Raw genomic sequence first — 25,693 nt, forward strand, 5'->3', positions numbered from 1 at the left:
GCGGGGCGAGAAAAACCTGATTGTCGATCCCAGTATTCGGGTAATGAAAATCCGGTTATGGACGGAGTTTGGCACGGCGGTTCTTCTGCCGGACGGCCACTGATGGAATACTTGAGGGGATGACCCTTCCCAAAACCCTGACCAGGATGCCCGATATGACCGAGCGCGACGCACGCGCCCCGCTCCGCACATTCCCGGCCCGCATGCAGCCGCTTTCCCGGCTGCCGCTGTTCGTCGATCTGACGGGACGGCGCGTGGTGGTCGCGGGTGCTTCGGAGGCGGCGGCTTGGAAGGCGGAACTGTTTTCGGCGGCCGGTGGCGACGTCCATGTGTTCGCCGAGGCGCCGGATGTCGAACTGGTCGCCGTGGTGGAGCGCGGCACGCCGCCGGGCCGGCTGACGCTGCATCGGCGCGGCTGGACCGAGGCGGATGTCGCGGGCAGCGTCCTTGCCGTGCTGGACAGTGACGATCCTGAAGAAATCGCCGTCTTTCAAGCCGCGGGTCATGCCGCAGCGGCCCTGGTCAATGTCATCGACAAGCCCGCCGCCTGCGACGTGCTGTTCGGCTCCATCGTCAACCGCTCGCCGGTGGTGATCGGCATCTCCACCGACGGTGCCGCGCCGGTGGTGGGGCAGGCGATCCGCCGCCGCATCGAAACGCTGTTGCCGCCGACACTGGCCGCCTGGGGCGCGCTGGCCGGCCGCATCCGCGAAGCCGTCACCTCCCGCCTCGCCCCCGGCGCGGCGCGGCGCAATTTCTGGGAACGCTTTGCAGAGCGGGCTTTCGGGCCGGCGCCGGAAGAGGGCGATGCTCTCAGGCTGATCGCCGAGGCGGAGGGCGCACCGGGGGCGAGCGAGCAGACCGGCCGGGTGATCCTGGTTGGCGCCGGGCCTGGCGAGCCAGAGCTGCTTACCCTCAAGGCGGTGCGGGCGCTGCAATCGGCCGACGTGGTGCTCTACGACGACCTGGTTTCACCCGATGTGCTGGAGCTGGCTCGCCGTGAGGCGCGGCGGGTCGTCGTCGGTAAACGCGGTGGCAAGGCCTCCTGCAAGCAGGAAGACATCAACGACCTGATGGTCGAGCTGGCGCGAGCCGGCGAGCGGGTCGTTCGCCTCAAGGCCGGCGATCCCATGGTGTTCGGCCGGGCCGGCGAGGAAATCGACAGGCTCGTTGCCGAGGGCATCGCCGTCGACGTGGTCCCGGGTATCTCGGCCGGCATCGCGTTGGCCGCCGCGCTTGGTGCCTCACTCACCCATCGCGATGCCGCCCATTCGTTGCGCTTTGTCACCGGCCACGCCAAGAGCGGCGAACTCGACGAGGGGCTCGACTGGAAGGGCCTCGCCGATCCCGACACGACGCTGGTGGTCTACATGGGCGGGCGCACCGCCGGCCGGCTCGCCGCCCGACTGATCGCCGAAGGGCTTGCGCCTGAGACGCCGGTGGCCTTTGGCTTTGGCGTCGGCCAGAAAGGGCAACGGCTCGAACGCCATCGCCTCGCCGACCTCCTGACGCTCGGCTCGGTGCCCACCGACCAGCCGCTGGTGATCGGCATCGGCAAGGTGTTTGCGACGGGAACGCTGGCAGTCGGCGCGCCAGCCGAGACTGTCAGCGTCTCCTGAGGCTGTTGTTTTTCATCGCTTTGCCGCTGCCCGGGATGTTAGGACTCCCGCACATTTTCCAACGATGGCGGACGGCATGGATAAGACGATTTTGACCATCCCCGGTGACATGCCGGGCCTCAGCTATTGCCTGACGGTACTGCGCTTTGCCGGTTCTGACCCGGCAGCGCCCGCCGCCTATCTTCAGGCGGCGCTGCATGGCAACGAGCTACCGGGTGTCGCGGCGCTGCACGTGTTGATCCCCAAGCTCAAGGCGGCCGAGGCGGAAGGCCGGCTCACGGGGGCGGTCACCGTCGTGCCGTTCGCCAATCCGATCGGCCTCAACCAGTTCCAGTGGGACGACCACCAGGGCCGTTTCTTCTACGGCAGCCGCACCAACTTCAACCGTGCTTTCGCGCTCATTGACCGGCCCGACCCGGCATTGCTGACGGACGACGCCGACGGCGTTTCCTGCGACAAGCGCCTGAAGACAACGCTGCAGAGACTGTCGCTCGACGCCGACCTGGTTCTCGATCTCCACTGCGACAATGACGGGCCGAATTATCTCTACATGCCGGCCGAGCTATGGCCGCACAGCGCCGATCTCGCGGCCGCGCTCGACTGCGGCGCCGTGCTGACCTTCGAGGGCGGGACCGACGCCTCCTTCGACGAGGCGGCTTTTCGCCCCCATCTTTCGTCCGGAAACTTCGAGCGCCGCGTCGTGGCGACGGTGGAGCTGAAGGGCATCCAAGACGTCGGACCGGAAACGGCGGCGAAGGACGGCGATGGCCTTTATCGCTTCCTGGTCGGGCGCGGGGTGATTGCCGACACATCGGCGGCGCCGGTGGGGCCGTTTACCGGCAAGGGCGTGCCGCAATCCTATGTCGAGATGGTCCGTGCCCCGGTCGGCGGCATGGTCTTCTTTCATGTAAAGCCGGGCGATGTGGTCAAGGCGGGGCAACTCATCGCCGAGCTGATCCCGGTGCCGGGCGACCTTTCGGCCGTTGTACCGGTGCATGCCGTGGCGTCGGGCCTGGTGCTGACCCGCGTGCTCGCCCGCGCCATCCGCGTGAGAGATGATCTGGTGAAGATCGTCGGAGACACGCGCTCGGTAACGGCGAAGGATGGCGGTGCGCTGGAAACATAAGGTCACCTTCATCGATTGATCCCTTTGAGCTGCTTGCATTTGCCGGGCTTATCTGGTTAGGCCCGGTCTCCAGCCACGAGGGGACACCGCCATGGTCGCACAGATTATCGATGGCTTCGCCATCGCCGCCGAGCTCCGCCAGGATATCGCCGCCCGCGCCGCCGAGATGAAAGAGACGCATGGCGTCGTTCCCGGTCTGGCCGTGGTCCTGGTCGGTGACGATCCGGCGAGCGGCGTCTACGTGCGCAACAAGTTGAAGGCGACCGCCGAGTGCGGTCTGCGTAGCGTCGAGCACATCCTGCCGGCCAACACTTCGGAAGCCGATCTGCTCGCTCTGGTCGGCAAGCTCAATGCCGATCCGGGGGTGCATGGCATCCTGGTGCAGCTGCCGCTGCCCAAGCAGATCGACGCCGACAAGGTGCTGGGCCTGATCGACCCCGACAAGGACGTCGACGGCTTCCACCCGGTCAACGCCGGGCGCCTGTCCATCGGCCTGCCGGGCTTCGTGCCCTGCACGCCGCGTGGCTCGCAGATCCTGATCGATCGGGTACTGCCCAACCTTGCTGGCAAGCATGCGGTGGTGATCGGCCGCTCCAACATCGTCGGCAAGCCGATGGCACAGCTACTCCTGCAGAAGAACGCCACCGTCACCATCGCCCATTCCAAGACGGCCGACCTGCCGGGCCTCTGCCGCACGGCGGACGTGCTGATCGCCGCCGTGGGACGGCCGCTGATGGTGACGGGCGACTGGGTGAAGCCGGGCGCCGTGGTGATCGATGTCGGCATCAACCGCATCGAGGTCGACGGCAAGGGCAAGCTGGTTGGCGATGTCGATTTCGCATCGGTGGTGGAAGTCGCCGGCTTCATCACGCCGGTGCCGAAGGGCGTGGGACCGATGACTATCGCCTGCCTGATGCTGAACACGCTGGATTCGGCGGCCCGGCGGATCGCTGCCGGCAAGTGAAGGTCAGCGGCTCTCCAGCCAGTCCATGATGCCGCTGGCCGCCGCGCGGCCGGTGGCAAAACATCCGTTGAGGAGGTAGCCACCGGTCGGCGCCTCCCAATCGAGCATCTCGCCGGCGACGAAGACGCCCGGCCGCGCCTTGAGCATGAAGCGGTCGTCGATGCTGTCGAAGCGGATGCCACCGGCCGAGGAAATCGCCTCCTCGATCGGCCGGATCCGGATGAGCGGGATCGGCAGCGCCTTGAGGCGAGCGGCAAGCCTCAGGGCATCGCGCCGCTCTTCTTCTGACGAAAACAGCCTGACGAGCGTCGCCTTGACGCCGTCGAGGCCGGCGCCTTTGCGCAGGCGGTTGCTGAACGACGCCTTGGCGTCCTGCCGGGCTAGATCGTGGGCGAGACGCTCGGCACTGCGTCCGGGCGCGAGATCGATCACGAAGTTGGCCTTGCCGTCACGCTCGAGGCGGTCGCGCAAAGCGGCCGAATGGGCGTAGACGAGGCCGCCCTCGATGCCATGACGAGAGACGACGAACTCGCCGGGAGCGGTTCCCGCGTCGGAGGTGGCGGTCACCGACTTGACCGGTGTGCCGGCGAAACGTTCGATAAAGGGTGCGTCCCAATCGACATCGAAGCCGACGTTGGCCGGTTTCAGGTCGGCGACTTCGGCGCCGGCCGCTCTGAAAGGCTCGACCCACTGGGCGTTCGAGCCGAGGCGCGGCCAGGAGGCGCCGCCGAGGGCAAACAGCGCGGCGTCGGCTGACACGTCGACCGCGCCGTCCATCGTCTCGAAGACAAGGCCGTGTTGCGAAAAGCCGGTCCAACGATGGCGCGTCTTCACCGTGACGCCGAGGCCGCCCAGCCGCCGCAGCCAGGCGCGCAACAGCGGCGAGGCCTTCATCGCCTTGGGAAACACCCGGCCGGACGAGCCGACGAAGGTGTCGGCGCCGAGCCCATTGGCCCACGCGACAAGATCGTCGGGGCGGAAGGCGTCGAGCGCGTTCCTCAGCGCCGGCGCCAAGGGGTGATAGCGCGTGACGAAGCGCTCATAGGGCTCGGCATGGGTTAGGTTGAGGCCGCTCTTGCCTGCCAAAAGGAACTTGCGGCCAAGGCTCGGCATACCGTCATAGACGGTAACGCGGCAGCCCGCCGTCGCCAAGATCTCCGCCGCCATCAGACCGGCCGGTCCGCCACCGACGATCGCCACATCCACCATCACTACCTCGCCTCTTCAAGAGAGGAGCATGTGCGGCGTCGGCCATGCCGGTGCAAGCGGAATCTGCGAGAGGGTTGCCGCCGGACTAGGCAACTGCATGATAGACATGCTTTGAAACATGCAGGATACACTTTGATAAACATGACCGTTAAGCTAGGGTATGAGGCCTGATGCTGTTGGCGGGGTGGTCATGGGATTTGCGAAAGCGAGGGCCATCTATATCGAGGGAGCGAGCGCGCTCTATCGAAATACCGGTCTTCTCAACAAGGCGATCAACACCCTCCCACGCCACGTCATTTTCGGCTGCGCTTTGCATGTTTATGCTCAGAATGCCTTCGATCCTTCCACGCCGGCGCTGACGCTCACGCGCCTGCAGAAGCTGTCGGCCGACTATCGTGGCTTGAGCCCCGGGCGGGTGGCAGCGCAAGCGCTGCTATTACGCAAGCTCGGTTTTCTCGATACGCGACCGGCCAGCGATCGACGACAGCGCATCCTCGAGCCGACCGATAAGATGGTGATCGAGGACCATCGCTGGCTGATGACGCAGCTGGCGCCGCTGGGGCCGCTGGGGCTGTTCCATCTGACCGAAGCCGAGCGCTCGACGCCGGATTTCGCGCTGGCGTTCCGCGCCGCCTGGGCGGTGACACCCGACGAAGTGACCGATTTCGTCGCACGCCACCCGACCATCGGATTTTTCATCATGCACGATGGTGGCTACTCGATGCTGCTGGAGCTGCTGCGGGAATGGCAGAAAAACGGCTCGACGCGCGTTGCCTTCGACGTCGTTACCACCGCCTCGGCCTTTTGCGTGTCGAAGAGCCAGCTGTGGAATTTGCTTCACGCGGCGCAGGCTCAGGGATTGCTCAAAGCCGAAGCATCGGCCTGGCGTATGATCACCCTCAACGACCGGCTATTGGCCGATTTTGATGCGTGGTTCACTGAAAAGATGACAGGCTTCGCCGCCGCCGCGATGCGCGCTCGCTTCTTCTGGGCAGATCATCGGCAAAAATAAAAGCCGGAACAAAACTGTTCCGGCTTTTCTATCACTATTACCTAAAATATATATGCTCGCTCGGGGCGTCTAGCTTTACGTCATGAAATTTGAACTTTGGTATCGTTCTTTTCTGTTTCGTTTGGCCTAAGGCGTTTCCTGAACGACTTCTTTTTTATAATATGTCTATTGCGGTGTCTAAAAATTCACCATGGCTTAATAATACCAAAGGATGACTGCCAGCACAAAGGGTTTCAGCCGCGCGGCACGTTATTTTTTGCATGTTTTTCCTATTAGGGATTTTACGTGTAAGCCGTCTCTGCCTATGAAGGGCTGTTTCCCAGCGACTTACCGCCGACAGCCAACCGCTCGCTGCCGATTGGCGAGGCGTTGTCGGCGTTTCCTCGCCGCCGCAAATCTGTTAACGCCAGGGCCATGATGGACGTAATCAAGCCAATCTTCTCCTACCGGAAACACTGGGCTGCCCGCTTCGGCACGGCGCCGTTCCTGCCACAAAGCCGCGCCGAGATGGATTTGCTCGGCTGGGACAGCTGCGACGTGATCGTCGTCACAGGCGATGCCTATGTCGACCACCCGTCTTTCGGCATGGCGGTGATCGGTCGTCTTCTGGAATCGCAGGGCTTCCGTGTGGGCATCATTGCCCAGCCGGATTGGCGCAATGCCGATGCCTTCAAGGTGCTCGGCAGGCCGAACCTGTTCTGGGGCGTGACCTCCGGCAACATGGATTCGATGGTCAATCGCTACACGTCCGACCGCCGCATTCGCCACAACGACAGCTACACGCCGAACAACGAGGGCGACAAGCGTCCCGATCGCGCCGTCATCGTCTATTCGCAGCGCTGCCGCGAGGCCTTTCGCGACGTGCCGATCGTGCTCGGGGGCATCGAGGCGTCGCTGAGGCGCATCGCTCATTACGATTACTGGTCGGACAAGGTGCGCCGGTCGGTCCTGGTCGACTCCAAGGCGGACATCCTGCTCTACGGCAATGCCGAGCGGGCCATCGTCGAGGTGGCGCACCGCATCGCCAAGGGTGGCGATCCCCAGACCTTCGACGATGTGCGCGGCGTGGCGCTGATGAAGCACGCGGTGCCCGACGGCTGGACGGAAGCTCATGCCGACGACATCGACAGCGCCGACGAGGGCGCCCGTCAGCTCGGACCGCACACGGTGCTGCGCTTGCCGGCTTTCGAGCAGGTAGAGGCCGACGCCGAGACTTATGCCCGCGCCAGTCGCGTTCTTCATCGCGAGAGCAATCCCGGCAATGCCCGGCCGCTGGTGCAGCGGCATGGCGACCGCGAACTGTGGGTGACGCCGCCGCCGATCCCGCTCTCCACCGAGGAGATGGATGGCGTCTACGAGCTGCCCTATGCGCGGGCGCCGCATCCGGCCTATGGCGACGCCAAGATTCCCGCCTGGGAGATGATCCGCTTTTCGGTGACCATCATGCGCGGCTGCTTCGGCGGCTGTTCGTTCTGCTCGATCACCGAGCATGAGGGGCGGGTGATCCAGAACCGCTCGGAAGACTCGATCGTCAAGGAGATCGAGAAGATCCGCGACAAGACCGAGGGCTTCACCGGCATCATCTCCGACATTGGCGGCCCCACCGCCAACATGTACCGGATCGCTTGCAAGGATCCGAAGATCGAGAGCGCCTGCCGCAAGCCGTCCTGCGTCTATCCGGATATCTGTCCCAACCTCAACACCAGCCATGAGGCGCTGATCCAGCTCTATCGCAAGGTGCGGGCGGTGCCGGGCGTCAAGAAGGTGATGGTCGCCTCCGGCGTCCGCTACGACCTTGCCGTCAAGAGCCCGACTTACATCAAGGAGCTGGTGCGCCACCACGTCGGCGGCTACCTGAAGATCGCGCCCGAGCATACCGAGGAGGGGCCGCTCTCCAAGATGATGAAGCCGGGCATCGGCGCCTACGATCGCTTCAAACAGCTGTTCGACGCGGCGGCGGCGGAAGCCGGCAAGAAATACTTCCTGATCCCCTATTTCATCGCGGCCCATCCCGGCACGTCCGACCTGGACATGTTGAACCTGGCGCTGTGGCTGAAGAGGAACGGTTATCGCGCCGATCAGGTGCAGACCTTCCTGCCGTCGCCGATGGCGCTTTCGACCGCCATGTATCATTCCGGCGTCAACCCGCTGAAGGCGGTCAGGCGCGGCGGCTCGGAGCGGGTGGAGACGGTGAAGGGCCTCAAGCAGCGCCGCCTGCACAAGGCCTTCCTGCGCTACCACGACCCGGAGAACTGGCCGCTGTTGCGCGAGGCGCTGAAGACGATGGGCCGCGCCGACCTGATCGGCAACGGCAAGCATCACCTGATCCCGACGTTCCAACCGGCCGGCACTGGGCTTGGCGGCGGCGAGGGGCGTCGCGTCGGTGCCAAGAACGGCACGCAGAAGTTCCTGACCAAGGGTACCTTTGGCAGCGCATCGGCCGGTGGACAGACGCGTCGGCCGCCGCGCGCTCGTTGATCCGCTCTCCTTCTCACGCGGCGCGAGCGTCGCGGGAGAAGGATTCGATCAGACCGCGCATTCGGACGATCTCGGCATGAATGGTGCCGGCGGTGGCGGTGACGTCACCGGCGACGGCGCGCGTGTGGTCGGCGGCGGTCGCCAGATCCTTCGTTCCGGCGGCCATGTCGTCGGTGGAAGAGGCCGCCATGGCGGCGCTGCCAGAGATCTCGGCCGTCGCGTCGCCCTGGCCAACCACCGATTCCGACAGTGCACCGGCGGCGGTGTCGATATCGGCCATGGAGGCTGCGATGTGGCGGATGAGTTCGACCGCCGAACGGGTGGCGTTGCCGATGCCGTCGATCAGCGAGCGGATATCGTCGGTGGCGTGGGTCGTCTGATTGGCGAGGCTCTTCACCTCACCGGCCACCACAGCGAACCCACGGCCCATCTCGCCGGCCCGCGCCGCTTCGATGGTGGCATTGAGCGCCAGAAGGTTGGTCTGGGCGGCGATCGAGCCGATCAGGTCGACCACTTCGCCGACGCGGGAGGTGGTTTCCGACAGGCCTGCAATGACGCCGCTCGCGGTGCGGGCGTGCTTGGTGCCGCTGCCGGCGACGGTGACGGCGGCGTTGGCCTGATCGCGGGCGACGGCCTGCGAGCGGGCAAGCTCGCTGGCGGCTGAGGCCATGGTGCGGACGCTTTCGGCGGCGCTGCCGGCGGCAAGCGAGGTGCGCTGGGCGAGTTCCGCCGCATGCGAGGCGGCGCCGGAGAGATCGGCGGTGCCGCGACCGAGCTTGCCTGCCAGATCCTCGACGGAACTGATCACGCCGGCGGCGGCGCCGTCAAAGGCGGCGATCGCCGTCTCCAGGGCGGCGCGGCGCTCCTCACGCTGGGCATGATCGCGCTCGGCGGCACGGCGTAGGTCCTCGCGTTCGCGGCCACTTGCCTGGAACACCAAAAGCGCCTCGCCCATGGCGGCGATCTCGTCGCCTCCCTTGCGTACGGGAACGATGACATCGAGGTCGCCGTGGGCCAGCGCGTGCATCACCTGGGTGAGGGCGCGCAAGGGGCGGGCGATGCGACGGTTGAGAAGCAGCGTCACCACGACGGCCACGCCGACAATGCCGATGATCACCGAGAGGACGATCAGGCTGACGCGGTCGCGGTCGGCTCGCGCGGCGTTCGCCACGTCGTCGGCCGTCTGATGCAGGCCGTCGGCGGCGGTGGCCGACAAGCGTGTCGCGTCGGCGCGGGCCGCTTCCAGCGCCTCCGTCGCCCGACGAAGACCGGTGGCGGCCTTGCGATAATCGGCAAACGGCGCGGCCACGTCCTTGGCGGCGTCGGCGCCGAGCGCGGTGATGGTGCTGCCTACCCGATCAAGAGCAGTGTCGATCGCCTTGCCGTGTCCGGCATCCGGGCGGAGCCGGTAGTCCTCGGTGGCGAGCAGCAGTTCATAGGCGGCGGTGCGGAAATCGCGAACCGCCGCGCCGAAGGCGGCGGCGTGGTCGCGGCGGATCGACAGGCCGGCGGCGCGACTGAATGCCTTGTCGGCGCTGGCGCGCGCCTCGGCGTTCACCGCGTCGATGCGCTGGTCGATGGTGGCAAGACGCGGCGACAGGCGCGGCCACTCGGCGGCGAGGTCGATGAACTGGCTGTTGTCGCCCTTGCGGGCCACGGTCTGGTAGAGGTCGCCGGCAAGGCTGGAGATGGCCTTGAGTGCCTCGGCGAAGGCCGGGTTCTCATTCTGGACGCGGGTATCCTCGACGAGGCGGGCGGCGGTGGACAGCGCGTTCTGGCCCGCCGTCAGCTGAAAGAAATCGCCGGTGCGCAGATAGGCTTCGAAGGCGGCCCGTCCTCTGCTCAGCCGCAGTTCGGCGTCGGTCAGACCGGACACGATGGCGCGCGTGCCGTCCAGCTCGGCGTTGATCGTGTCGAGATCGTCCTCGGACTTGCCGAGATCCTCGACGGCGCGCGCCTCGAGTTTGGCGGCGGTGGCGGCAAGCGCTGCGAAAGCGCGTTCGATGTCGGCACTGGCGGTGTTGATATCCTGCCAGCCGGAGGAGAGTTCGCGGACCGCGTTGGCAAGACCCGAGGTGACGCCGGCCAGCGTACCGACCGTGCCTTGCTCGACGGCGGTTATGCCTGCGAGCGCCGCGTCGGCGTCGTCCGACTTGCCGGACGCATAGAGCGACTGAATGGCGGCGGTGGCGGTGTTGATCTCGGTGAGGGCCGTCGACACGTCGGTGACCGCGTCGATCGCAGCGCCGGTGCGCATCAGGCCGAAAAAGCCGGTTCCGCCGGCAGCACCGGCGAGCAGGACCAGCAGGAGTGCGAAAAAGAAAAGCTGCGCGGTGATGCTTTGGCCTGATCGCATCGTATTAACCTCAGTTCTGTCGCGTTTCGTGCTGAATAAGCCGATCTCGACTTAACGAGGAATAAATACTCCTAAGTAATCATATGAATTTTATATGACATACAAAGAGAAAGATTCTGCCTATGTTGGCTTTTGAGGTGTTTGATGACAGTAAGTTGTAGTGCTAATGAAGCTTAGAAGCATTCTTCTTCCAGGCGATGAAGCGCGGCGAGGGCATCGGCATCCTCATTGTCCTCGAACAGTTCGGCCATGTAGTAGACGTGGGCGTGCATCAACAGCAGCCGGTCGGCGGCTGGCCGTTCCGAGAGCTCGGCGTCAGTGAGCCGCTGGCGGAAACGCTCCCAGAAGGGGTTGGCGAAGGCGGGGGTGTCGATGTAGCGGCCGAGGTGGGCGAGCACCGCTTCCATGTTGCCGTCGAAGTCGATACCCTCGAAGGTGACGTATCGGTCGTTGATGCGGTGATCGCCGGGCGGCATGGTTTCTCTCCGGTATCCGTGTCGAGTTGCCTCTGTTACGTGCAATCACCTTGCCAAGCCGTGATGAGCCCTTGATATCCGGGGTTTTCCTGAAGAAAGACGCCCTGCCGACTGGACAATTCCCGCCAGAACGATGTCGCGTTTGTGACAAGGATTGCCAACTACATCGATATAGTAGCCCTTCACTGGCGGATTTACGCGATTAAGCTCCTGCGGGCAAAGACGACGTCGTGTTTCTACGGAAGATTTTCTGACGCAAAAGAGGCACTAAGTCCCCGAAAAGCGGGAGCGGCGACCGCGCCTCACCCGCGGGTGTTCTGCCAAAATGGCGGGCCCGGTTCGACACTGAGAAGGATGGAGCAGCAGATGACCGACGTGATCCTCAAGGACGCTGTAAAGGCGATCCCCACGAGCCAGGCCCTCATCGAAGACCCGTTGCTGAACAAGGGCACGGCTTTCACCCAGGCCGAGCGCGATGCTTTCAAGCTCAACGGCTATTTCGGCGACGCAGTCGAGACGCTCGACACGCAGGTCGGCCGCAGCCTCGAGACCATCCGCGCGCTGCCGACCAACCTCGACCGTTACGTCTACCTGCGCGAGCTGCAGGACAACAACGAGACGCTTTACTTCGCGGTGATCACCCGCAATCTCGACGAACTGCTGCCGATGATCTACACGCCGACCGTCGGCGCCGGCTGCCAGCAGTATCATCACATCATCCGCCGTCCGCGCGGCCTGTTCATCTCCTATCCCAACCGCGCCAAGATGGACGAGATCCTCGCCAATCCGCGCTATGACAACGTCGAGTGCATCGTCGTCACCGACGGCGAGCGCATCCTCGGCCTGGGCGACCAGGGCGTCGGCGGCATGGGTATCCCGGTCGGCAAGCTGGCCATCTACACCGGCTGCGGCGGCATTGCCCCCGACACCGTGCTGCCGATCACGCTCGACACCGGCACCAACAATGCCGAGCGCATCGCCGATCCGCTGTACTTCGGCTGGAAGAACGAGCGCATCCGGGGCGAGGAATACGACAACTTCATCGATCAGTTCGTCCAAGCCGTGAAGAAGCGCTGGCCGAACGTTCTGCTGCAGTGGGAAGACTTCCACAAGAACAACGCCAACCGCCTTCTGGACAAGTATCGTGACGCGCTCTGCACGTTCAACGACGATATCCAGGGCACCGCTTCGGTCGCCACCGGCACGCTGCTGTCGGCCATCCAGATCACCGGTAAGTCGCTGAAAGACCAGCGCGTCGCCATCCTCGGCGGCGGTTCGGCCGGCGTCGGCATCGCCGACCTGATCCGCATGGCCATGGTGGCCGAAGGCCTGTCGGACGAAGAAGCCCGCAAGCGCTTCTTCATCGTTGGCCGCTACGGCCTGGTCACCGAGAAGACCCCGAACCTCGACACCTTCCAGCTGGGCTTCCGCCAGGACAGCAAGCTCATCGACGGCTGGGACGTTGCCGAAGCCGGCAAGGCGTCGCTCTATGAAGTGATCAAGAACGCCAAGCCGACCGTGCTGGTCGGCGTGTCCGGTCAGCCGGGCATCTTCACGGAAGAAATCATCCGCGAGATCGCCAAGCACACCGAGCGGCCGATCGTCTTCCCGCTGTCGAACCCGACCTCTTGCGTCGAGGCTCAGCCGTCGGACATCATCAAGTGGACCGAAGGCCGCGCCATCATCGGCACGGGCTCGCCGTTCCTGCCCTTCGAGTACGAGGGCAAGACCTACCACTTCGCCCAGACCAACAACTCCTACATCTTCCCGGGTGTTGGCTTGGGCACGCTGGCCGTTGGCGCCAAGCGCGTGACCGATGCCATGTTCCTGGCCGCTGCCCGCTCGCTCGCCGAGCTGTCGCCGGCCAAGGCCAAGCCGGGCGACAAGCTGCTGCCGACGCTCGACCGCATGCGCGAGGTCTCCTCGCACATCGCCGTCGCCGTTGCCAAGCAGGCGATGGCCGAGGGCCTGGCGCCGAAGATGGACGATGCTGCCATCAAGGCCGCCATCAAGGCCAAGGTGTGGTCGCCGGTCTACAAGTCGCTCGTCTGAACGACGGTCGCAGTTGAATGAATGAACCGGGCGGCCGAAAGGTCGCCCGGTTTCGTTTTGAGGAGCGCTCACCTGGGCAATAAGTGCGTCTAGCCCCACCGCTTTCCGGTCGGCACTCAATATCGGCGCCGGGGCAGTCATGGCGTGGTTGCTCTGAGAAATCGGGTGGCGGCAGCCATTGGGCAGCGGCAGGGTAGGGCGAACCTACAGGAGCCCTTCGATGTCCGTTCTCATGTCCCCCGAATTTCTCCTCACTTCGCTGATCGTCGTCGCCTCGCCCGGCACCGGCGTGCTCTACACCCTCGGCGCCGGCCTCGGGCGCGGTGCCCGCGCCTCGGTGATCGCCGCCTTTGGCTGCACGCTGGGCATCCTGCCGCATCTCGCCGCCGCCGTATTCGGCCTCTCCGCCATGATGCAAACCAGCGTTCTCGCCTTCGAGATTCTCCGGGTGGCCGGTGTCGCCTATCTGCTCTACATGGCCTGGATGACGCTGAAGGAGACCGGCGCGCTGGCCGTGGCGGCTGACGGGCGCGATGCCTCAGCGCTCGATATCACCATCAGGGCGATCCTGCTCAACCTGCTCAATCCCAAACTCACAGTGTTCTTCCTCGCCTTCCTGCCGCAGTTCGTTGGGCACATTGACGCCCATCCGACGCTGCGCTTCATCGAGCTCGGCGGCGTGTTCATGGCGATGACGTTTGCCGTGTTCGTGGTCTATGGGGTTGCCGCTGCTACCGTGCGCGATCAGGTCCTGTCGCGGCCTTCGGTGCTGGCCATGATGCGTCGCCTGTTCGCCGGCGCCTTCGTGTTGCTGGGCGTCAAGCTGGCTTTGACCGAGCAGAATTGACTGGGATCAGCGGAAGTCCACGGCCATCAGCACGCAGAGCGCCAGAAGGCAGCCGAGCGAGGCTAGGAAGATGCGCTTGGCCCAGCCGCGATCGTCCATTGCCGGACCGGAAGCGGCGACATGCAGCCAGTAGCCGCCGCAGGCCACGGCTGTGCAGAGATAGGCGAGGCCGGTGAAGCCGGCGAAGGGCAGTGCCACGGACACAACGCCAAAGGCACTGATGGAAACGAGGATGCGCTGCTTGGTGGCGGCGATGCCGTGGCGGAACGGGTAGGTGGGTACGCCGGCGGCGGCATAATCCTGGCGGCGGAGAACCGCGATGGCGTCGGAATGGGGGATCTGCCACAGCGCGAACATCAGGAACAGGATGACGGCGGCGCCATCCAACCGGCCGGTGACGGCGCAATAGCCGATGACGGGTGGCGTCGCTCCGGCGAGGCTGCCGACCAGCACGCTGACCGGTGAGCGCCGCTTGAACCACATACTGTAGGGACCGACATAGATGACGAGGCCGAAGGCGGCCACCGTTACTGCGAGCGCACCGCAGATCAGGGCGAGCAACAGCAACCCGCTGCCGGCCAGCAAGCCGCCGTAGGTCATGGCCATGGGGACGCCGACCGCGCCGGTCACCATCGGCCGGCGTGCCGTACGGGTCATCCGCGCGTCGATGTCGCGGTCGATGACGTTGTTGACGACGCAGCCGCCCGCCACCACCAGCGCCACGCCGAGCAGCGTGGCGGCGAACAGCCTGAAATCCACCACGCCGCGCGCCGCCAGCAGGAAGCCGCCGGCCGTGGAGATCAGGTTGCCCCCGACGATGCCGGGTTTCACAAGGCTGACATAGGGGTTGCGACTGAGCGTCGTCACCTTAGAACGCCTCGGGCGTCATGGTCATGCCCGGCATGCCAACGCCCATGTTGGCGTGGGCACTGAACATGATCCAGATGCTGCCGCCGACCAGGATGCCGACCACCAGCAGCGCGAACAGCGCGGCGTAGACGTTCCAGCGTTGTTCGAGTGAGCTGTCGATGTGCAGGAAGTCGACGATGTGAACGAAGATTTGCACGGCGGCGAGCGCCAGGATGACGGCGATGGTGGCGTTGCGTGGCAGCGCATGGGTCATCACCAGCGCGAAAGCCGCTCCGGTCAAGATGACCGACAACAGCATGCCACGGAAGTAATGGTGGAAAGTGGCGCCGGCGCCCGGGAGGTGCTCGGTCTTTTGATCAGCCATGTCAGAGCACTCCGATCAGATAGACTTCGGTGAAGACGACGATCCAGATCACGTCGAGGAAGTGCCAGAACAGGCCGAGGAGGCCCAGGCGGCGTTGCACCGTTGCTGTGAGGCCTTGGCGGGTGAGCTGGAAGGCCATGATGATCATCCAGAGGAGGCCGGTGGCAACGTGCAGGCCATGGGTACCCACAAGCGTGAAATAGGCCGACAGGAAGGCGCTGCGGCTGGGGCCTGCCCCTTCTGCGATCAGGTGGTGGAACTCGTAGATTTCCATGACGATGAACACGGCGCCGATGGCGAAGGTCACCGCCATCCACACAAGGGTTGCCCGCTTGCGGTTATCTTGAGCGGCGAGCGTGACGAAGCCGAAGGTAACCGAGCTCAAGAGCAGGACGCCGGTTTCGGCTAGCACATAGCCGAGGTCGAACAGTTCCTGGCCGGTCGGCCCGCCGGCGTAGCTGCGGCCGACCACGGCGAAGACCGCGAACAAGGCTGCGAACAGCACGACGTCGCTCATCAGGTAGAGCCAGAAGCCGAAGACGGTTTTCTCGGTCAGCTCGGCGTCGTGCGTGGAAGCGGCCGGGTGTTGCGTGGCGTGAAGCGAGTGAGCTTCGGGAAGGTCGAGAATGGTCATGGCTGGCTGGCTCCTTCCATGCGGCGCATCTCGATATCCTTCACCTCGGCGGCCGGGATGATGAAGGCGATCTCGTCCTGGAACAGGCGGTAGATAAGCGCTGCCAACATGGCGAGCGCGCCGGCGGCGACCATCCACCAGATATGCCAGACGAGGCCGAAGCCGAGGCCGATGCTGAAGATACCCATCAGGAAACCGGCCGCTGTGTTTTTCGGCATGTGGATGTCGTCATAGGGCGTCGACCGCACGAACATACCGCCGCCGTCCGCCTTCATATTGGCCCAGGCGTCGATCTCGGTGACGCGCGGCGTTTCGGCGAAATTGTAGATCGGCGGTGGTGACGACGTGGACCATTCGAGCGTGCGTCCGTTCCAGGGATCGCCTGTGAGGTCGCGCAGTTCGTCGCGCTTCCAAATGCTGTAGGCGATCTGCAAGATGTTGAAGACGATGCCGAGCGCGATGATGGCCGCGCCACCGGCGGCGACCAGCAGCCAGGGGTGCCAATCGGGATTGTCATAGTGGTTGAGCCGCCGCGTCATGCCCATGAAGCCGAGCACGTAAAGCGGCATGAACGCCACATAGAAACCGACGATCCAGCACCAGAAGGCGGCCTTGCCGAGCGGCTCGTGCAGGCGGATGCCGGTGGCCTTTGGGAACCAGTAGGTGATGCCGGCGAACATGCCGAATACCACGCCGCCGATGATGGTGTTGTGGAAGTGGGCGACCAGGAACAGGGAGTTGTGCAGCACGAAATCGGCGCCCGGCATGGCCAGCAGCACGCCGGTCATGCCGCCAATGGTGAAGGTGATCATGAAGCCGATGGTCCACAGCATGGGCACCGAAAAGCGCACCCGGCCCCGGAACATCGTGAATAGCCAGTTGAACATTTTCACGCCGGTGGGCACGGCGATGATCATGGTGGCGATGCCGAAGAAGGCATTGACGTTGGCGCCGGCACCCATGGTGAAGAAATGGTGCAGCCAGACAACGAAAGAGAAGAAGGTAATGGCGACGGTCGCCCATACCATCGACTTGTAGCCAAAAATCGGCTTGCCTGAAAAAGTAGAGACGACTTCGGAGAATACCCCGAAAGCTGGCAGGACGAGGATATAAACCTCGGGGTGACCCCAGGCCCAGAACAGATTGACATACATCATCTGTTCGCCGCCGCCGTCGTTGGTGAAGAAATGCGTGCCGATGTAGCGGTCAAGGCCAAGCAGCGCCAGCGTGACGGTGAGGATGGGAAAGGCGGCGACGATCAGCACGTTGGTGCAGAAGGCCGTCCAGGTGAAGATCGGCATGCGCATCATCTTCATGCCCGGCGCCCGCATGCGCAGAATAGTGGTGAGGAAGTTCACCCCGGTGAGCAACGTGCCGATGCCGCTGATCTGCAGGCTCCAGATGTAATAGTCGACGCCGACGTCTGGGCTGAAGGACAGTTCGGACAGTGGCGGGTAGGCGGCCCAACCGGTCTTGGCGAATTCGCCGAATAGCAGCGAGGCGTTGATCAGGATGGCGCCCGAAAAAGTCAGCCAGAAGCTCAGCGAATTCAGGAAGGGAAAGGCGACGTCGCGCGCGCCGATCTGCAAGGGCACGGCGATGTTCATCAGGCCGACGACCAGTGGCATCGCCACGAAGAAGATCATGATGACGCCATGCGCGGAAAAGATCTGGTCGTAATGATGTGGCGGCAGGTAGCCCGGATTGGGCCCGAAGGCGAGGGCCTGCTGGGTGCGCATCATGGCGGCGTCGGTGAAGCCGCGCACCAGCATGACCAGAGCGAGCAGCACATACATGATGCCGATCCTCTTGTGATCGACGGAGGTGAGATATTCCGACCACAGCCATTGCCAGCGACCGTAATAGGTTATGGCTGCCGCGACGCCGAGGACCAACAGTGCGCCGACCCCGACGGCCCCCATGATGATGGGCTCGGTGTAGGGGATTTGCTCAAGGGTAAGCTTTCCAAGAAGTGGGTTCACGTCGCGCTCTCCACAGCTGCCGTCACTTTGTGGCGGACGCATTGACCTGGCTGCCAGTGTGCTCCGGCGGCGGTGTATGGCGGTATTTGTCGATGAGGCTTCGCAGCAGGCCGGCATTGCCTGGCGCGTAATAGATGACCGGGCTGTTCTCCCGCTGTTTGGCGAGGTCGGCATAGGTGGGCTCATCGAGCGGATGGCCGCTGGCGGCGACTTTGCGCGTCCAGGCTTCGAAATCGGCATCCGAGCTGGCGAGCGCCTTGAACTTCATGCCCGAAAAGCCGGCGCCGCTGTAGTTGGCCGACATGCCCTCGAAGGTGCCCGGCTTGTTGGCGATCAGGCTGAGTTCGGTCCGCATGCCGGCCATGGCATAGATCTGGCCGGCAAGTCCGGGGATGAAGAAGGAGTTCATCACCGTGTCGGAGGTGATCTTGAAGTGCACCGGCGTGTCGACGGGGAAGGCCACCTCGTTGACGGAAGCGATGTTCTGCTCCGGGTAGATGAACAGCCATTTCCAATCGAGCGCCACGACGTCGATCTCCAGCGTCGGTTTTCCGTTGCCTTCGATCGGTCGGTAGGGATCGAGGGCATGGGTCGTGGTCCAGGCGAGCCAGCCGAGCGTGATGACGATGAGCAGCGGCACGGTCCACACCACCACCTCGATGGCGTTGGAATGTGCCCAATTGGGCATGGCGTTGGCGCGTGTGTTGGAAGCGCGATACCAGAAGGCAAAGACCAGCGTCAGGATGATGACCGGCACCACCACCAGCAGCATCAGCGCCGTGGAGATGAGGATGAGCTGTTTCTCCTTGGCGGCGATCGGGCCGCTCGGGTCCAGCACCGCGAACCGGCACCCGGCCGAGAGCAGGGTGAAACCTAGGAGGATCGAGGCCGAACGCAGACGGGCGAAGCGGGGTCCGCTGGGCATAAGGCGTCTGAAAATGGACAAGAAATTCATTTCAGGGCGATGCTTCAAATAAGACATGCGAACATCCCACGGCGCGCGGTAACCCGCGGCCGCACGTAGCCCCCGCCTCCGTAATAACACGGAAGGACGCGGTTGGCTCCGGGCACCACAGGCGAATGCATCATTTTTTTTCGACCGGTGGCGGTTGCCGGTCGGCCGGCTGCGTTGGAGATACGGCGGCCGACGAAACGTTTGTCGTCAGGCGGATGACACGCTCCAGCGACAAGCCCTGGACGATCGAGGAAAACAGGATCACCGCGTAGGTTGCCGCCAGGATCAGCTCACGCTCCGGCCCGTAGGGCACCGATAGGGCCAGCGCCGCCGAGATGGCGCCGCGCACCGCCGCCCAGGTGAGGATGATGCCGGCGCCGCGATCAAAGCGCAGCCAGCTTCCCAGCGTGGCGAGCGTGGCGGCGACGGTGACCGAACGGGCGATCAGCACCACCGGCACGGCGATCAGGCCGAACATGAGGGGCGCCAGCTGAAGGTGCAGCACCAGCACTTCGAGGCCGAGCAGCACGAACAGGGCAGCGTTGAGCAGGTCGTCGATCAGGCGCCAGAAACCGTAGAAATAGGCGCGCGTGCGCTCGCTCATGGCGCGTGGCGCGCCGAGGTTGCCGATCAACACGCCCGACGCGACGACGGTGATCGGCCCACTGACGCCGATGGCGTCAGCCAGCGCATAACCGCCCATGGCCAGCGCCAGCGAGATCAGAATCTCAACCGAATAGTCGTCGATGCCACGGAAGGCGCGCACGGCGATGCTGGCGGCCACGACGCCGAGCAGCAGGGCGCCGGCAATCTCGAACAGCATATGCACCCCGGCGATGGCGATACCGGCTTGGCCGTCGCCGGTGGCCATCGACAGTGCCAGCGTGAACAGCACAACGCCGACGCCGTCGTTGAATAGGGACTCGCCGGTGACGTCGATGCGCAGCCGATCCGGCAGCGCCAGATGTTGGAGTGCCGCCGATACGGCAATGGGATCGGTCGGGGCAATCAGCGCGCCGAACACCAGGCACCAGGCGAAGGAAATCGAAAGGCCGGCCAATGCCGCGACCCCCCAAAGCATGGCGGCCACCAGCCCTGCCGACAGCGCCACGCCAATGGTGGCGAGCAAGGCAATGGCAAGGCTGCGTTGCTTGAGTTCCTCCCAGTCCACCGTGATGGCGGCGGCGAACAGCAAGAAGGCGAGCACGCCCTGCAGCAGCGTCGCCCCGAAGTCGATCTGACGCAGCATCGCCTCGACGGCGGTGACCGGCCACAGTGACGGTACGATCCGCTCCACCAGCACCAGCGCAACCGCCGCGCCGAGGCCCATCAGCAACAGCGCGATATGCTCGGGCAGTCCGATGAAGCGACGGTTCAGCCAACTGAAGCCGGCGGTGGTGACGATCAGCAGCGCGAAGACTTGGAAAAGCGACAGTTTAGCCTCCACCGGGTTCGCGGGGCTCGGTGGGCCGGATGCCAAGCACCTGGCCGAATTTTAGACTCTCATGCGCGATCAAGGCAGTGCATAGGCGATCACCTCGTCGCTGATCGGCGTTTCCATGAAGTGATGGCCGCCGGCCATGATCGCCACATACTGCTTGCCATTCGCCTCGTAGGTCATCGGCGTCGCCTGTCCGCCGCCCGGCAGCGTGTCGGTCCACAGTGTCTTGCCGGTCTTGAGGTCGATGGCGCGGATGAGGTTGTCGGTGGCGGCGGCGATGAACACCACCCCACCGGCCGTCACCACCGCGCCGCCGTTGTTGGGCGTGCCGATGTCGACGGGCAACAAGGAGGGGATGCCGAACGGGCCGTTGGTACGGGCGGTTCCGAAGGGCCGGTCCCACAGCGTCTTGCCGCTCTTGAGGTCGATCGCCCGGATGCCGCCATAGGGAGGCTCCTTGCAGAGCAGGCCGGTGAACGGCAGGCGCCAGCCGGCATTGACGTTGACGGCGAACGGCGTTTCGGCCTGCGGATCGCCGGCGCCTTCCGCGCCGCCGATCTTGCCGCGCTCCTGGCCGCGCGGTGCCCAACCCAGGCGGTCGGCTTCGTCACGGGGTACCAGATTCACGTAATTGGGCATGTCGTTATAGTTGGCGACGATGATGCCGCGCCCCGGATCGACGGCGATGCCGCCCCAATCCGAACCGCCGTTGTAGCCGGGATATTCGATGCTGTGGCCGGCCGACACCGGGGGCGTGAAGTAGCCTTTGTAGCTCGCCGTGCGGAACTGAATGCGACAGACCATCTGGTCGATCGGCGACATGCCCCACATGTCCTTCTCTGTGAGGTTGGCCTTGCGTAGCGTGTGGTAGAGCGAGTGCGGCTGGGTGGGCGAACGCTGCTCGGGCTCGACGCCGCCGGTAGGTGCCGCCTGTTCCTCCATTGGCGTCAGGACCTTGCCGGTGCGACGATCGAGAATGTAGATGTCGCCTTGCTTTGAGGGCAGAACCAGAGCCGGCACGGTGCCGCCGTCGGCCGGGAAGTCGATCAGCGTCGCCTGCGACCCCAGGTCATAGTCCCAGACGTCCTTGTGCACCGTCTGGAAATGCCAGACGGGTTTGCCGGTGCCGACGTCAATTGCCACCAGCGAATTGGCGAACTCGTTCTCGACGTCGCTGCGCTGGCTGCTCCAATAGTCGACGGCCGAGTTGCCCAAGGGCAAGTAGACGAGGCCGAGCTGCTCGTCGCCGCTGGCCGCCGTCCACATGTTAGGCGTGCCACGCGCGTAGGTTTGGCCGGCCGGCGGAACGCCAGTCAAATCCGGCTGCTTCATGTCCCAGGCCCAGCGCAGCACGCCGGTGACGGCGTCATAGCCCTGGATCGCGCCGGAGGGCGCGCTGCGGATCTGGCCATCGAGCACCTGGTGGCCGGTGACGATAACGCCGCGCACGATGGTCGGCGCGGCGGTGATCGACAGCATGCCGGGATTGACTTCGCCCATGCCGGCTTTGGTGTCGACGGCGCCATCGGCGCCGAAGCCGGGGCAGGGGACGCCGGTGTTGGCATCGACGGCGATCAGGCGGGCGTCGAGCGTGCCTTCGATGATGCGGCTGGCGCAGGCCTCATCGGCGGGGGCATTTGGCACCTGGTAATAGCTGACGCCGCGACAGGCGGCGGTGTAGGGAATCCAGTCGTCGCTGACCTTGGGGTCGTAGCGCCAGCGCTCCTTGCCGGTGGCCGGGTCGAGCGAAAGGATGATGTTCTTCGGAGTGCAGAGGTAGAGCGCGTTGCCGATCTTGAGCGGTGTCGTCTCGGCGCCGTATTTGCCCTTGGCAAAGGCCGACTGAGGCAGGTCGCCGGTGTGGATGTCCCAAACGCGTTTGAGCTTGCCGGCATTGTCCGGTGTGATCTGATCGAGCGGCGAATAGCGGCGGGCGCTTTCGCTGCCGCCATAGGTCGGCCAGTCGGGGCCGGCCTGACGCAACGATGGGTCGGCCATGGCGTTGGCGGAGCCAGCCGGGGGCAGGTCGCCGGTGTAACTGGTGACATTGGCGTTCGGCAGCGTCAGGCCGATGATGCCCGCCGAGAAGAGGATCACCAGGGCGGCGAGAAACGCCACCCGCCAGCCGCCGCGTCGGGGGGATAGCGCGGGTATGGCCAGCACAACGAACAGCAGCATGACCGTGGGGGCGACGACGCGCGGCAGCAGCGCCCAGCCATCAAGGCCGGCTTCCCATACCGCCCACACCAGTGTGGCGGCGTAGACGAGAATGTAGAACCACAGCGCCAGCGCGTTGCCGCGCCAAAGCAGCCAAGAGGTCGCCAAAAGCCCGAGGCCGGCGAGGGCGTAATAGGGCGAGCCGCCAACATAGGCGAGATAGGCGCCGCCGATGAGCAGAACGAGGCCGATCAGGCCAATCACCAGGGCGAGGAGAAGGACCAGCCAAGGTGGCCGGTGCGTCGTGTAGAGGATGGGCATGCGTTCGCCTCCGTACGGACAGGCGTTCTGGACGTGTCCCGGCGCCGGGCGGGACTGCTGACGGGGCGACGGGCGAAATTGTCCTGCGAAATTCCAGGCGTAGCTCGCCGTTGCGTCCTGTCCTCCTAGCGAAAACGCCTCGCCGACCATCCGGTTCCGGAAAACGGGCGAGGACGTTGCTCTGCCCGCTGCCCGCTGCTCCCTGAGCGCCGATGTCACAGCCCGGCGGCAAAACGCGCGGCGCGCTCGCTCCCCCTTGACGAACGCCATATGAATCGAATCAATTGCCGCGTCGTCTTGGGTCATTCCGGGGAGAAGGCGGCCGTTCTCGTGAGGAGCCGTCGTTCACCATGTCCACCGCCGCCAGCCTGACGTCCGACAGCATCGGCCGCGCCGAACAGTTCTCGACCCGTGTCGCCTTTTTCATTGCCGGTTTCGGCGGCGCCGTCTGGGCGGGGCTGGTGCCGTTTGCCAAGACGCGGGCGGGCCTTGAGGCAGGTGGTCTCGGCCTGTTGCTGCTCTCCTTCGGCATCGGCTCGATCATCGCCATGCCGCTTGCCGGGGCGCTGGCCGGAAAATACGGCTGCCGCCGAGTGCTGATCGCCACCTCGCTGATGGTCTGCGTCGCCTTGCCGGCGTTGGCCACTTTATCGAGCCCCATGCTGCTCGCCGCCGCGCTGTTCGTGCTGGGCGCCGGTGTTGGCTCGGTCGATTGTGTGATCAACATTCAGGCGGTGATCGTCGAGCGGGCGGCCGGGCGGGCGCTGATGAGCGGCTTTCATGGCTTGTTCAGTGTCGGCGGCATCGCAGGCGCCGGCGGTTGCTCCGTCATTCTCAGCCTTGGCGGTTCGCCGGTCATCGTGTCGCTCGTCGCCTTCGTCTTCACGGCGGCGATGCTGGCGTGGGCCGCCCCGCATTTTCTCACCTATGGCGGCGATACCTCGGGGCCAGCCTTCGCGCTGCCGCATGGCGTGGTGCTGTTCATCGGCATTCTCTGCTTCATTGTCTTCCTGACCGAAGGCTCCATTCTCGACTGGAGCGCGGTGTTCCTGACTTCCACGCGCGCCGCCGACCCGGCTCATGCCGGCCTCGGCTACGCCGCCTTTGCCACGACCATGACTATTGGCCGCCTCTCGGGTGACGCCATCGTCCGGCGGGTCAGCCGCACGACGATCATTCTGGTCGGTGGGCTTCTCGCCGCGTCAGGTTTGTTGGTTGCAACGCTGGTGCCATCGGTGCTCGCAGCGCTGGTCGGCTTTGCGCTGGTTGGCGCCGGCTGCTCCAACATCGTGCCGGTGCTCTACAGCGCCATCGGCAAGCAGACGCTGATGCCGGAGAGCGTTGCCGTGCCGGCGATAACGACGCTCGGCTATGCCGGCATCCTGATGGGACCGGCGGCCATCGGCTTCGTCGCTCATGTCGCTTCGCTGCCGACCGCCTTCCTGATCGTTTCGGTATCGCTGATCGGCGTGGCGGTGAGCGGACGCTTCCTGAAAGCGTGAGGAAGAGGGTTGGCAGATGCGGGTGCCGCCCTTTATCTTCGCGCCATGATCTACGTGACCGACCGGCTCTACATCGATGAGAAGGACCTGTCCTTCACTTACGTCCTGGCGTCCGGCCCGGGCGGGCAGAACGTCAACAAGGTGGCGACGGCGGTGGCGCTGCGCTACGACCTTTACAACGCCTCGGGAATTCCTTGGGAAACCAAGGTGCGGGCGTCGCGCATCGCCGGCCCGTCGCGGCTGACGCAGGCCGGCGAGATCATCATCCAGGCCCAGCGCTTCCGCTCGCAGGAGCGCAATCGCGACGATGCCATTGAGCGGTTGAAGACCATTCTCGCCGAAGCGGCGGTGCCGCCGAAGCCGCGCGTCGCCACCAAGCCGACGCGGGCGAGCAAGGTGCGCCGCGTCGATGCCAAGACCAAGCGCGGCGCCGTCAAGCGCGACCGTCAACGGCCGGCGGGCGAGGAGTGAGACCATGGCGCTCATCGTCGGCGGTTGCCTGTGCGGCCGTGTTCGCTACGAGGTGGAACGCGACGGCGCCATCGTCGACTACTGCCACTGCGACACATGCCGCCGCTCGACGGGCGGCGCTACCGTCGCCTGGATGCAGGTGCATCCGAGCCGCTTCCGCGTCACGGCCGGTGAGGCGGTGGCCTATGCTTCGTCAGAGAAGATGATCCGGCATTTCTGCTCGGCCTGCGGCAGCCAGCTTTATATGACCGACGCCGAGGGGCGCTCGGTCGGCGTCACCGTCGGCACGCTCGACGACAAGGACGCGGTGGTGCCGGCCGCCCATGGCTGGGACAGCGCTCGTCCGAGCTGGCTGTGCCTTGCCGACGATCTGCCTCGCTTTGCCGCCGATCCCGATTACGACAACTGATCCTCGGGCGCGGGCAGGGCGCCCGTCTCCTCGTCGGTATCGGCGGATTCCAACAGGCCGGCATCGAGCCGCTTCGCCGTCTTGAGGCCGAGGGCGCGCAGCATCTCCGCCTGGCGGATGACGTTGCCGCGACCGGTGGCGAACTTGCCGTAGGCGCGGTCATAGGCGCCCTGGGCATCCTTGAGGCCTTTGCCCACCTTTTCCAGGTCTTCGACGAAGCCGACGAATTTGTCGTAGAGCTCGGCGCCGCGCTTGGCGATGTCCTGGGCGTTCTTGCTCTGCTGTTCCTTCTGCCAAAGCTGAGCGACGATGCGGACGACGAACAGCAGTGATGACGGGCTGACCAAGAGGATGTTCTTCTCCCAGGCCTGGTGCCACAGTTCGGCATCGCGGGTGATGGCCACCAGGAAGGCCGGCTCGATCGGCACGAACAGGATAACGAAGTCGA

At 64.9% G+C, this 25,693-nt stretch carries 21 protein-coding genes (1 of these 21 running past the window's edge); 10 read left to right on the forward strand and 11 right to left on the reverse strand.

What is annotated here, in order from left to right; all coding sequences use genetic code 11:
• Positions 1 to 155: 155 nt before the first annotated feature.
• The 3 genes from cysG to folD all read left to right on the forward strand — a co-directional run bounded on the left by cysG (position 156) and on the right by folD (position 3,709).
• The gene (gene cysG / locus AB6N07_RS11650; protein ID WP_370677969.1) at positions 156 to 1,619 is read left to right on the forward strand and encodes a siroheme synthase CysG; all 1,464 of its coding nucleotides are present in this window, start codon (positions 156 to 158) and stop codon (positions 1,617 to 1,619) included.
• Between the two features lie 76 nt (positions 1,620 to 1,695).
• Complete coding sequence (locus AB6N07_RS11655) at positions 1,696 to 2,745, forward strand: succinylglutamate desuccinylase/aspartoacylase family protein (protein WP_370677970.1); 1,050 nt, start codon at positions 1,696 to 1,698, stop codon at positions 2,743 to 2,745.
• Between the two features lie 91 nt (positions 2,746 to 2,836).
• Complete coding sequence (folD, locus tag AB6N07_RS11660; RefSeq protein WP_370677971.1) at positions 2,837 to 3,709, forward strand: bifunctional methylenetetrahydrofolate dehydrogenase/methenyltetrahydrofolate cyclohydrolase FolD; 873 nt, start codon at positions 2,837 to 2,839, stop codon at positions 3,707 to 3,709.
• A gap of 3 nt (positions 3,710 to 3,712) precedes the next feature.
• Here the strand turns inward: folD and AB6N07_RS11665 are convergent, their stop codons facing one another.
• The gene (locus AB6N07_RS11665; protein WP_370677972.1) at positions 3,713 to 4,918 is read right to left on the reverse strand and encodes a TIGR03862 family flavoprotein; all 1,206 of its coding nucleotides are present in this window, start codon (positions 4,916 to 4,918) and stop codon (positions 3,713 to 3,715) included.
• A 190-nt stretch (positions 4,919 to 5,108) separates the two neighbouring features.
• On the opposite strand from AB6N07_RS11665, the gene AB6N07_RS11670 reads away from it, so the two are divergent.
• The gene (locus AB6N07_RS11670) at positions 5,109 to 5,930 is read left to right on the forward strand and encodes a hypothetical protein (protein WP_370677973.1); all 822 of its coding nucleotides are present in this window, start codon (positions 5,109 to 5,111) and stop codon (positions 5,928 to 5,930) included.
• A 417-nt stretch (positions 5,931 to 6,347) separates the two neighbouring features.
• Positions 6,348 to 8,408, forward strand: coding sequence for a YgiQ family radical SAM protein (locus tag AB6N07_RS11675; protein WP_370678224.1), 2,061 nt, complete (start codon positions 6,348 to 6,350; stop codon positions 8,406 to 8,408).
• Between the two features lie 13 nt (positions 8,409 to 8,421).
• On the opposite strand, the gene AB6N07_RS11680 is transcribed toward AB6N07_RS11675, so the two are convergent.
• Entirely contained in the window at positions 8,422 to 10,764 is a 2,343-nt protein-coding gene (locus AB6N07_RS11680; RefSeq protein WP_370677974.1) for a methyl-accepting chemotaxis protein, read from the reverse strand.
• A 173-nt stretch (positions 10,765 to 10,937) separates the two neighbouring features.
• Complete coding sequence (gene cowN / locus AB6N07_RS11685; RefSeq protein WP_370677975.1) at positions 10,938 to 11,240, reverse strand: N(2)-fixation sustaining protein CowN; 303 nt, start codon at positions 11,238 to 11,240, stop codon at positions 10,938 to 10,940.
• A 366-nt stretch (positions 11,241 to 11,606) separates the two neighbouring features.
• On the opposite strand from cowN, the gene AB6N07_RS11690 reads away from it, so the two are divergent.
• Together AB6N07_RS11690 and AB6N07_RS11695 are read left to right on the forward strand one after the other, a co-directional pair.
• Positions 11,607 to 13,292: an NAD-dependent malic enzyme gene (locus tag AB6N07_RS11690; protein ID WP_370677976.1), complete on the forward strand. Its 1,686-nt coding sequence runs from the start codon at positions 11,607 to 11,609 to the stop codon at positions 13,290 to 13,292.
• A gap of 232 nt (positions 13,293 to 13,524) precedes the next feature.
• Positions 13,525 to 14,139 (forward strand): LysE family translocator, encoded by a 615-nt coding sequence (locus AB6N07_RS11695; protein ID WP_370678225.1) that lies wholly within the window; start codon positions 13,525 to 13,527, stop codon positions 14,137 to 14,139.
• 6 nt (positions 14,140 to 14,145) lie between these two features.
• Here AB6N07_RS11695 and cyoE read toward each other — a convergent pair whose 3' ends face one another.
• The 7 genes from cyoE to AB6N07_RS11730 form a co-directional block, all read right to left on the reverse strand.
• The gene (cyoE, locus tag AB6N07_RS11700) at positions 14,146 to 15,006 is read right to left on the reverse strand and encodes a heme o synthase (RefSeq protein WP_370677977.1); all 861 of its coding nucleotides are present in this window, start codon (positions 15,004 to 15,006) and stop codon (positions 14,146 to 14,148) included.
• 1 nt (position 15,007) lies between these two features.
• Entirely contained in the window at positions 15,008 to 15,373 is a 366-nt protein-coding gene (gene cyoD / locus AB6N07_RS11705; RefSeq protein WP_370677978.1) for a cytochrome o ubiquinol oxidase subunit IV, read from the reverse strand.
• Position 15,374: 1 nt separating this feature from the next.
• On the reverse strand, positions 15,375 to 16,007 hold the full coding sequence (gene cyoC / locus AB6N07_RS11710; RefSeq protein WP_370677979.1) for a cytochrome o ubiquinol oxidase subunit III: 633 nt from the start codon (positions 16,005 to 16,007) through the stop codon (positions 15,375 to 15,377).
• Complete coding sequence (cyoB, locus tag AB6N07_RS11715; protein ID WP_370678226.1) at positions 16,004 to 17,929, reverse strand: cytochrome o ubiquinol oxidase subunit I; 1,926 nt, start codon at positions 17,927 to 17,929, stop codon at positions 16,004 to 16,006. Before cyoB ends, cyoC begins: the two co-directional genes overlap by 4 nt.
• Before the next feature lie 82 nt (positions 17,930 to 18,011).
• Entirely contained in the window at positions 18,012 to 18,914 is a 903-nt protein-coding gene (gene cyoA, locus AB6N07_RS11720; RefSeq protein ID WP_370677980.1) for a ubiquinol oxidase subunit II, read from the reverse strand.
• A 160-nt stretch (positions 18,915 to 19,074) separates the two neighbouring features.
• Positions 19,075 to 20,391, reverse strand: a complete 1,317-nt coding sequence (locus AB6N07_RS11725; RefSeq protein ID WP_370677981.1) for a cation:proton antiporter — start codon at positions 20,389 to 20,391, stop codon at positions 19,075 to 19,077.
• 66 nt (positions 20,392 to 20,457) lie between these two features.
• Entirely contained in the window at positions 20,458 to 22,863 is a 2,406-nt protein-coding gene (locus AB6N07_RS11730; RefSeq protein WP_370677982.1) for a membrane-bound PQQ-dependent dehydrogenase, glucose/quinate/shikimate family, read from the reverse strand.
• Positions 22,864 to 23,213: 350 nt separating this feature from the next.
• On the opposite strand from AB6N07_RS11730, the gene AB6N07_RS11735 reads away from it, so the two are divergent.
• The 3 genes from AB6N07_RS11735 to AB6N07_RS11745 are packed head-to-tail and all read left to right on the forward strand — an operon-like array spanning position 23,214 to position 25,245.
• The gene (locus AB6N07_RS11735) at positions 23,214 to 24,365 is read left to right on the forward strand and encodes an MFS transporter (protein WP_370677983.1); all 1,152 of its coding nucleotides are present in this window, start codon (positions 23,214 to 23,216) and stop codon (positions 24,363 to 24,365) included.
• Between the two features lie 45 nt (positions 24,366 to 24,410).
• Complete coding sequence (gene arfB, locus AB6N07_RS11740) at positions 24,411 to 24,836, forward strand: alternative ribosome rescue aminoacyl-tRNA hydrolase ArfB (RefSeq protein ID WP_370678227.1); 426 nt, start codon at positions 24,411 to 24,413, stop codon at positions 24,834 to 24,836.
• A 4-nt stretch (positions 24,837 to 24,840) separates the two neighbouring features.
• Positions 24,841 to 25,245 carry a GFA family protein gene (locus AB6N07_RS11745; protein ID WP_370677984.1) on the forward strand — a complete coding sequence of 135 codons (405 nt, stop codon included), beginning with the start codon at positions 24,841 to 24,843 and terminating at the stop codon, positions 25,243 to 25,245.
• Here AB6N07_RS11745 and rmuC read toward each other — a convergent pair.
• On the reverse strand, positions 25,233 to 25,693 hold the 3' portion of the coding sequence (rmuC, locus tag AB6N07_RS11750) for a DNA recombination protein RmuC (RefSeq protein WP_370677985.1). It continues 1,207 nt past the right edge of the window; the window shows 461 of its 1,668 coding nt (coding positions 1,208-1,668); the start codon falls outside the window, past its right edge — the gene reads right to left on this strand; it ends in the stop codon at positions 25,233 to 25,235. The genes AB6N07_RS11745 and rmuC overlap by 13 nt on opposite strands.

The organism is Pleomorphomonas sp. PLEO, assembly GCF_041320595.1.
Lineage (GTDB): Bacteria > Pseudomonadota > Alphaproteobacteria > Rhizobiales > Pleomorphomonadaceae > Pleomorphomonas.

Coding starts and splice junctions, on each gene's coding strand:
- folD (WP_370677971.1), top strand. CDS start 2,837: ATGGTCGCACAGATTATCGATGGCTTCGCCATCGCCGCCGAGCTCCGC.
- AB6N07_RS11680 (WP_370677974.1), bottom strand. CDS start 10,764: ATGCGATCAGGCCAAAGCATCACCGCGCAGCTTTTCTTTTTCGCACTC.
- cyoD (WP_370677978.1), bottom strand. CDS start 15,373: ATGGCTGATCAAAAGACCGAGCACCTCCCGGGCGCCGGCGCCACTTTC.
- AB6N07_RS11675 (WP_370678224.1), top strand. CDS start 6,348: ATGGACGTAATCAAGCCAATCTTCTCCTACCGGAAACACTGGGCTGCC.
- AB6N07_RS11670 (WP_370677973.1), top strand. CDS start 5,109: ATGGGATTTGCGAAAGCGAGGGCCATCTATATCGAGGGAGCGAGCGCG.
- AB6N07_RS11745 (WP_370677984.1), top strand. CDS start 24,841: ATGGCGCTCATCGTCGGCGGTTGCCTGTGCGGCCGTGTTCGCTACGAG.
- AB6N07_RS11735 (WP_370677983.1), top strand. CDS start 23,214: ATGTCCACCGCCGCCAGCCTGACGTCCGACAGCATCGGCCGCGCCGAA.
- AB6N07_RS11695 (WP_370678225.1), top strand. CDS start 13,525: ATGTCCCCCGAATTTCTCCTCACTTCGCTGATCGTCGTCGCCTCGCCC.
- arfB (WP_370678227.1), top strand. CDS start 24,411: ATGATCTACGTGACCGACCGGCTCTACATCGATGAGAAGGACCTGTCC.
- cyoC (WP_370677979.1), bottom strand. CDS start 16,007: ATGACCATTCTCGACCTTCCCGAAGCTCACTCGCTTCACGCCACGCAA.
- AB6N07_RS11690 (WP_370677976.1), top strand. CDS start 11,607: ATGACCGACGTGATCCTCAAGGACGCTGTAAAGGCGATCCCCACGAGC.
- cowN (WP_370677975.1), bottom strand. CDS start 11,240: ATGCCGCCCGGCGATCACCGCATCAACGACCGATACGTCACCTTCGAG.
- cyoB (WP_370678226.1), bottom strand. CDS start 17,929: ATGGGGGCCGTCGGGGTCGGCGCACTGTTGGTCCTCGGCGTCGCGGCA.
- AB6N07_RS11665 (WP_370677972.1), bottom strand. CDS start 4,918: ATGGTGGATGTGGCGATCGTCGGTGGCGGACCGGCCGGTCTGATGGCG.
- AB6N07_RS11730 (WP_370677982.1), bottom strand. CDS start 22,863: ATGCCCATCCTCTACACGACGCACCGGCCACCTTGGCTGGTCCTTCTC.
- AB6N07_RS11655 (WP_370677970.1), top strand. CDS start 1,696: ATGGATAAGACGATTTTGACCATCCCCGGTGACATGCCGGGCCTCAGC.
- cyoA (WP_370677980.1), bottom strand. CDS start 18,914: ATGCCCAGCGGACCCCGCTTCGCCCGTCTGCGTTCGGCCTCGATCCTC.
- cysG (WP_370677969.1), top strand. CDS start 156: ATGACCGAGCGCGACGCACGCGCCCCGCTCCGCACATTCCCGGCCCGC.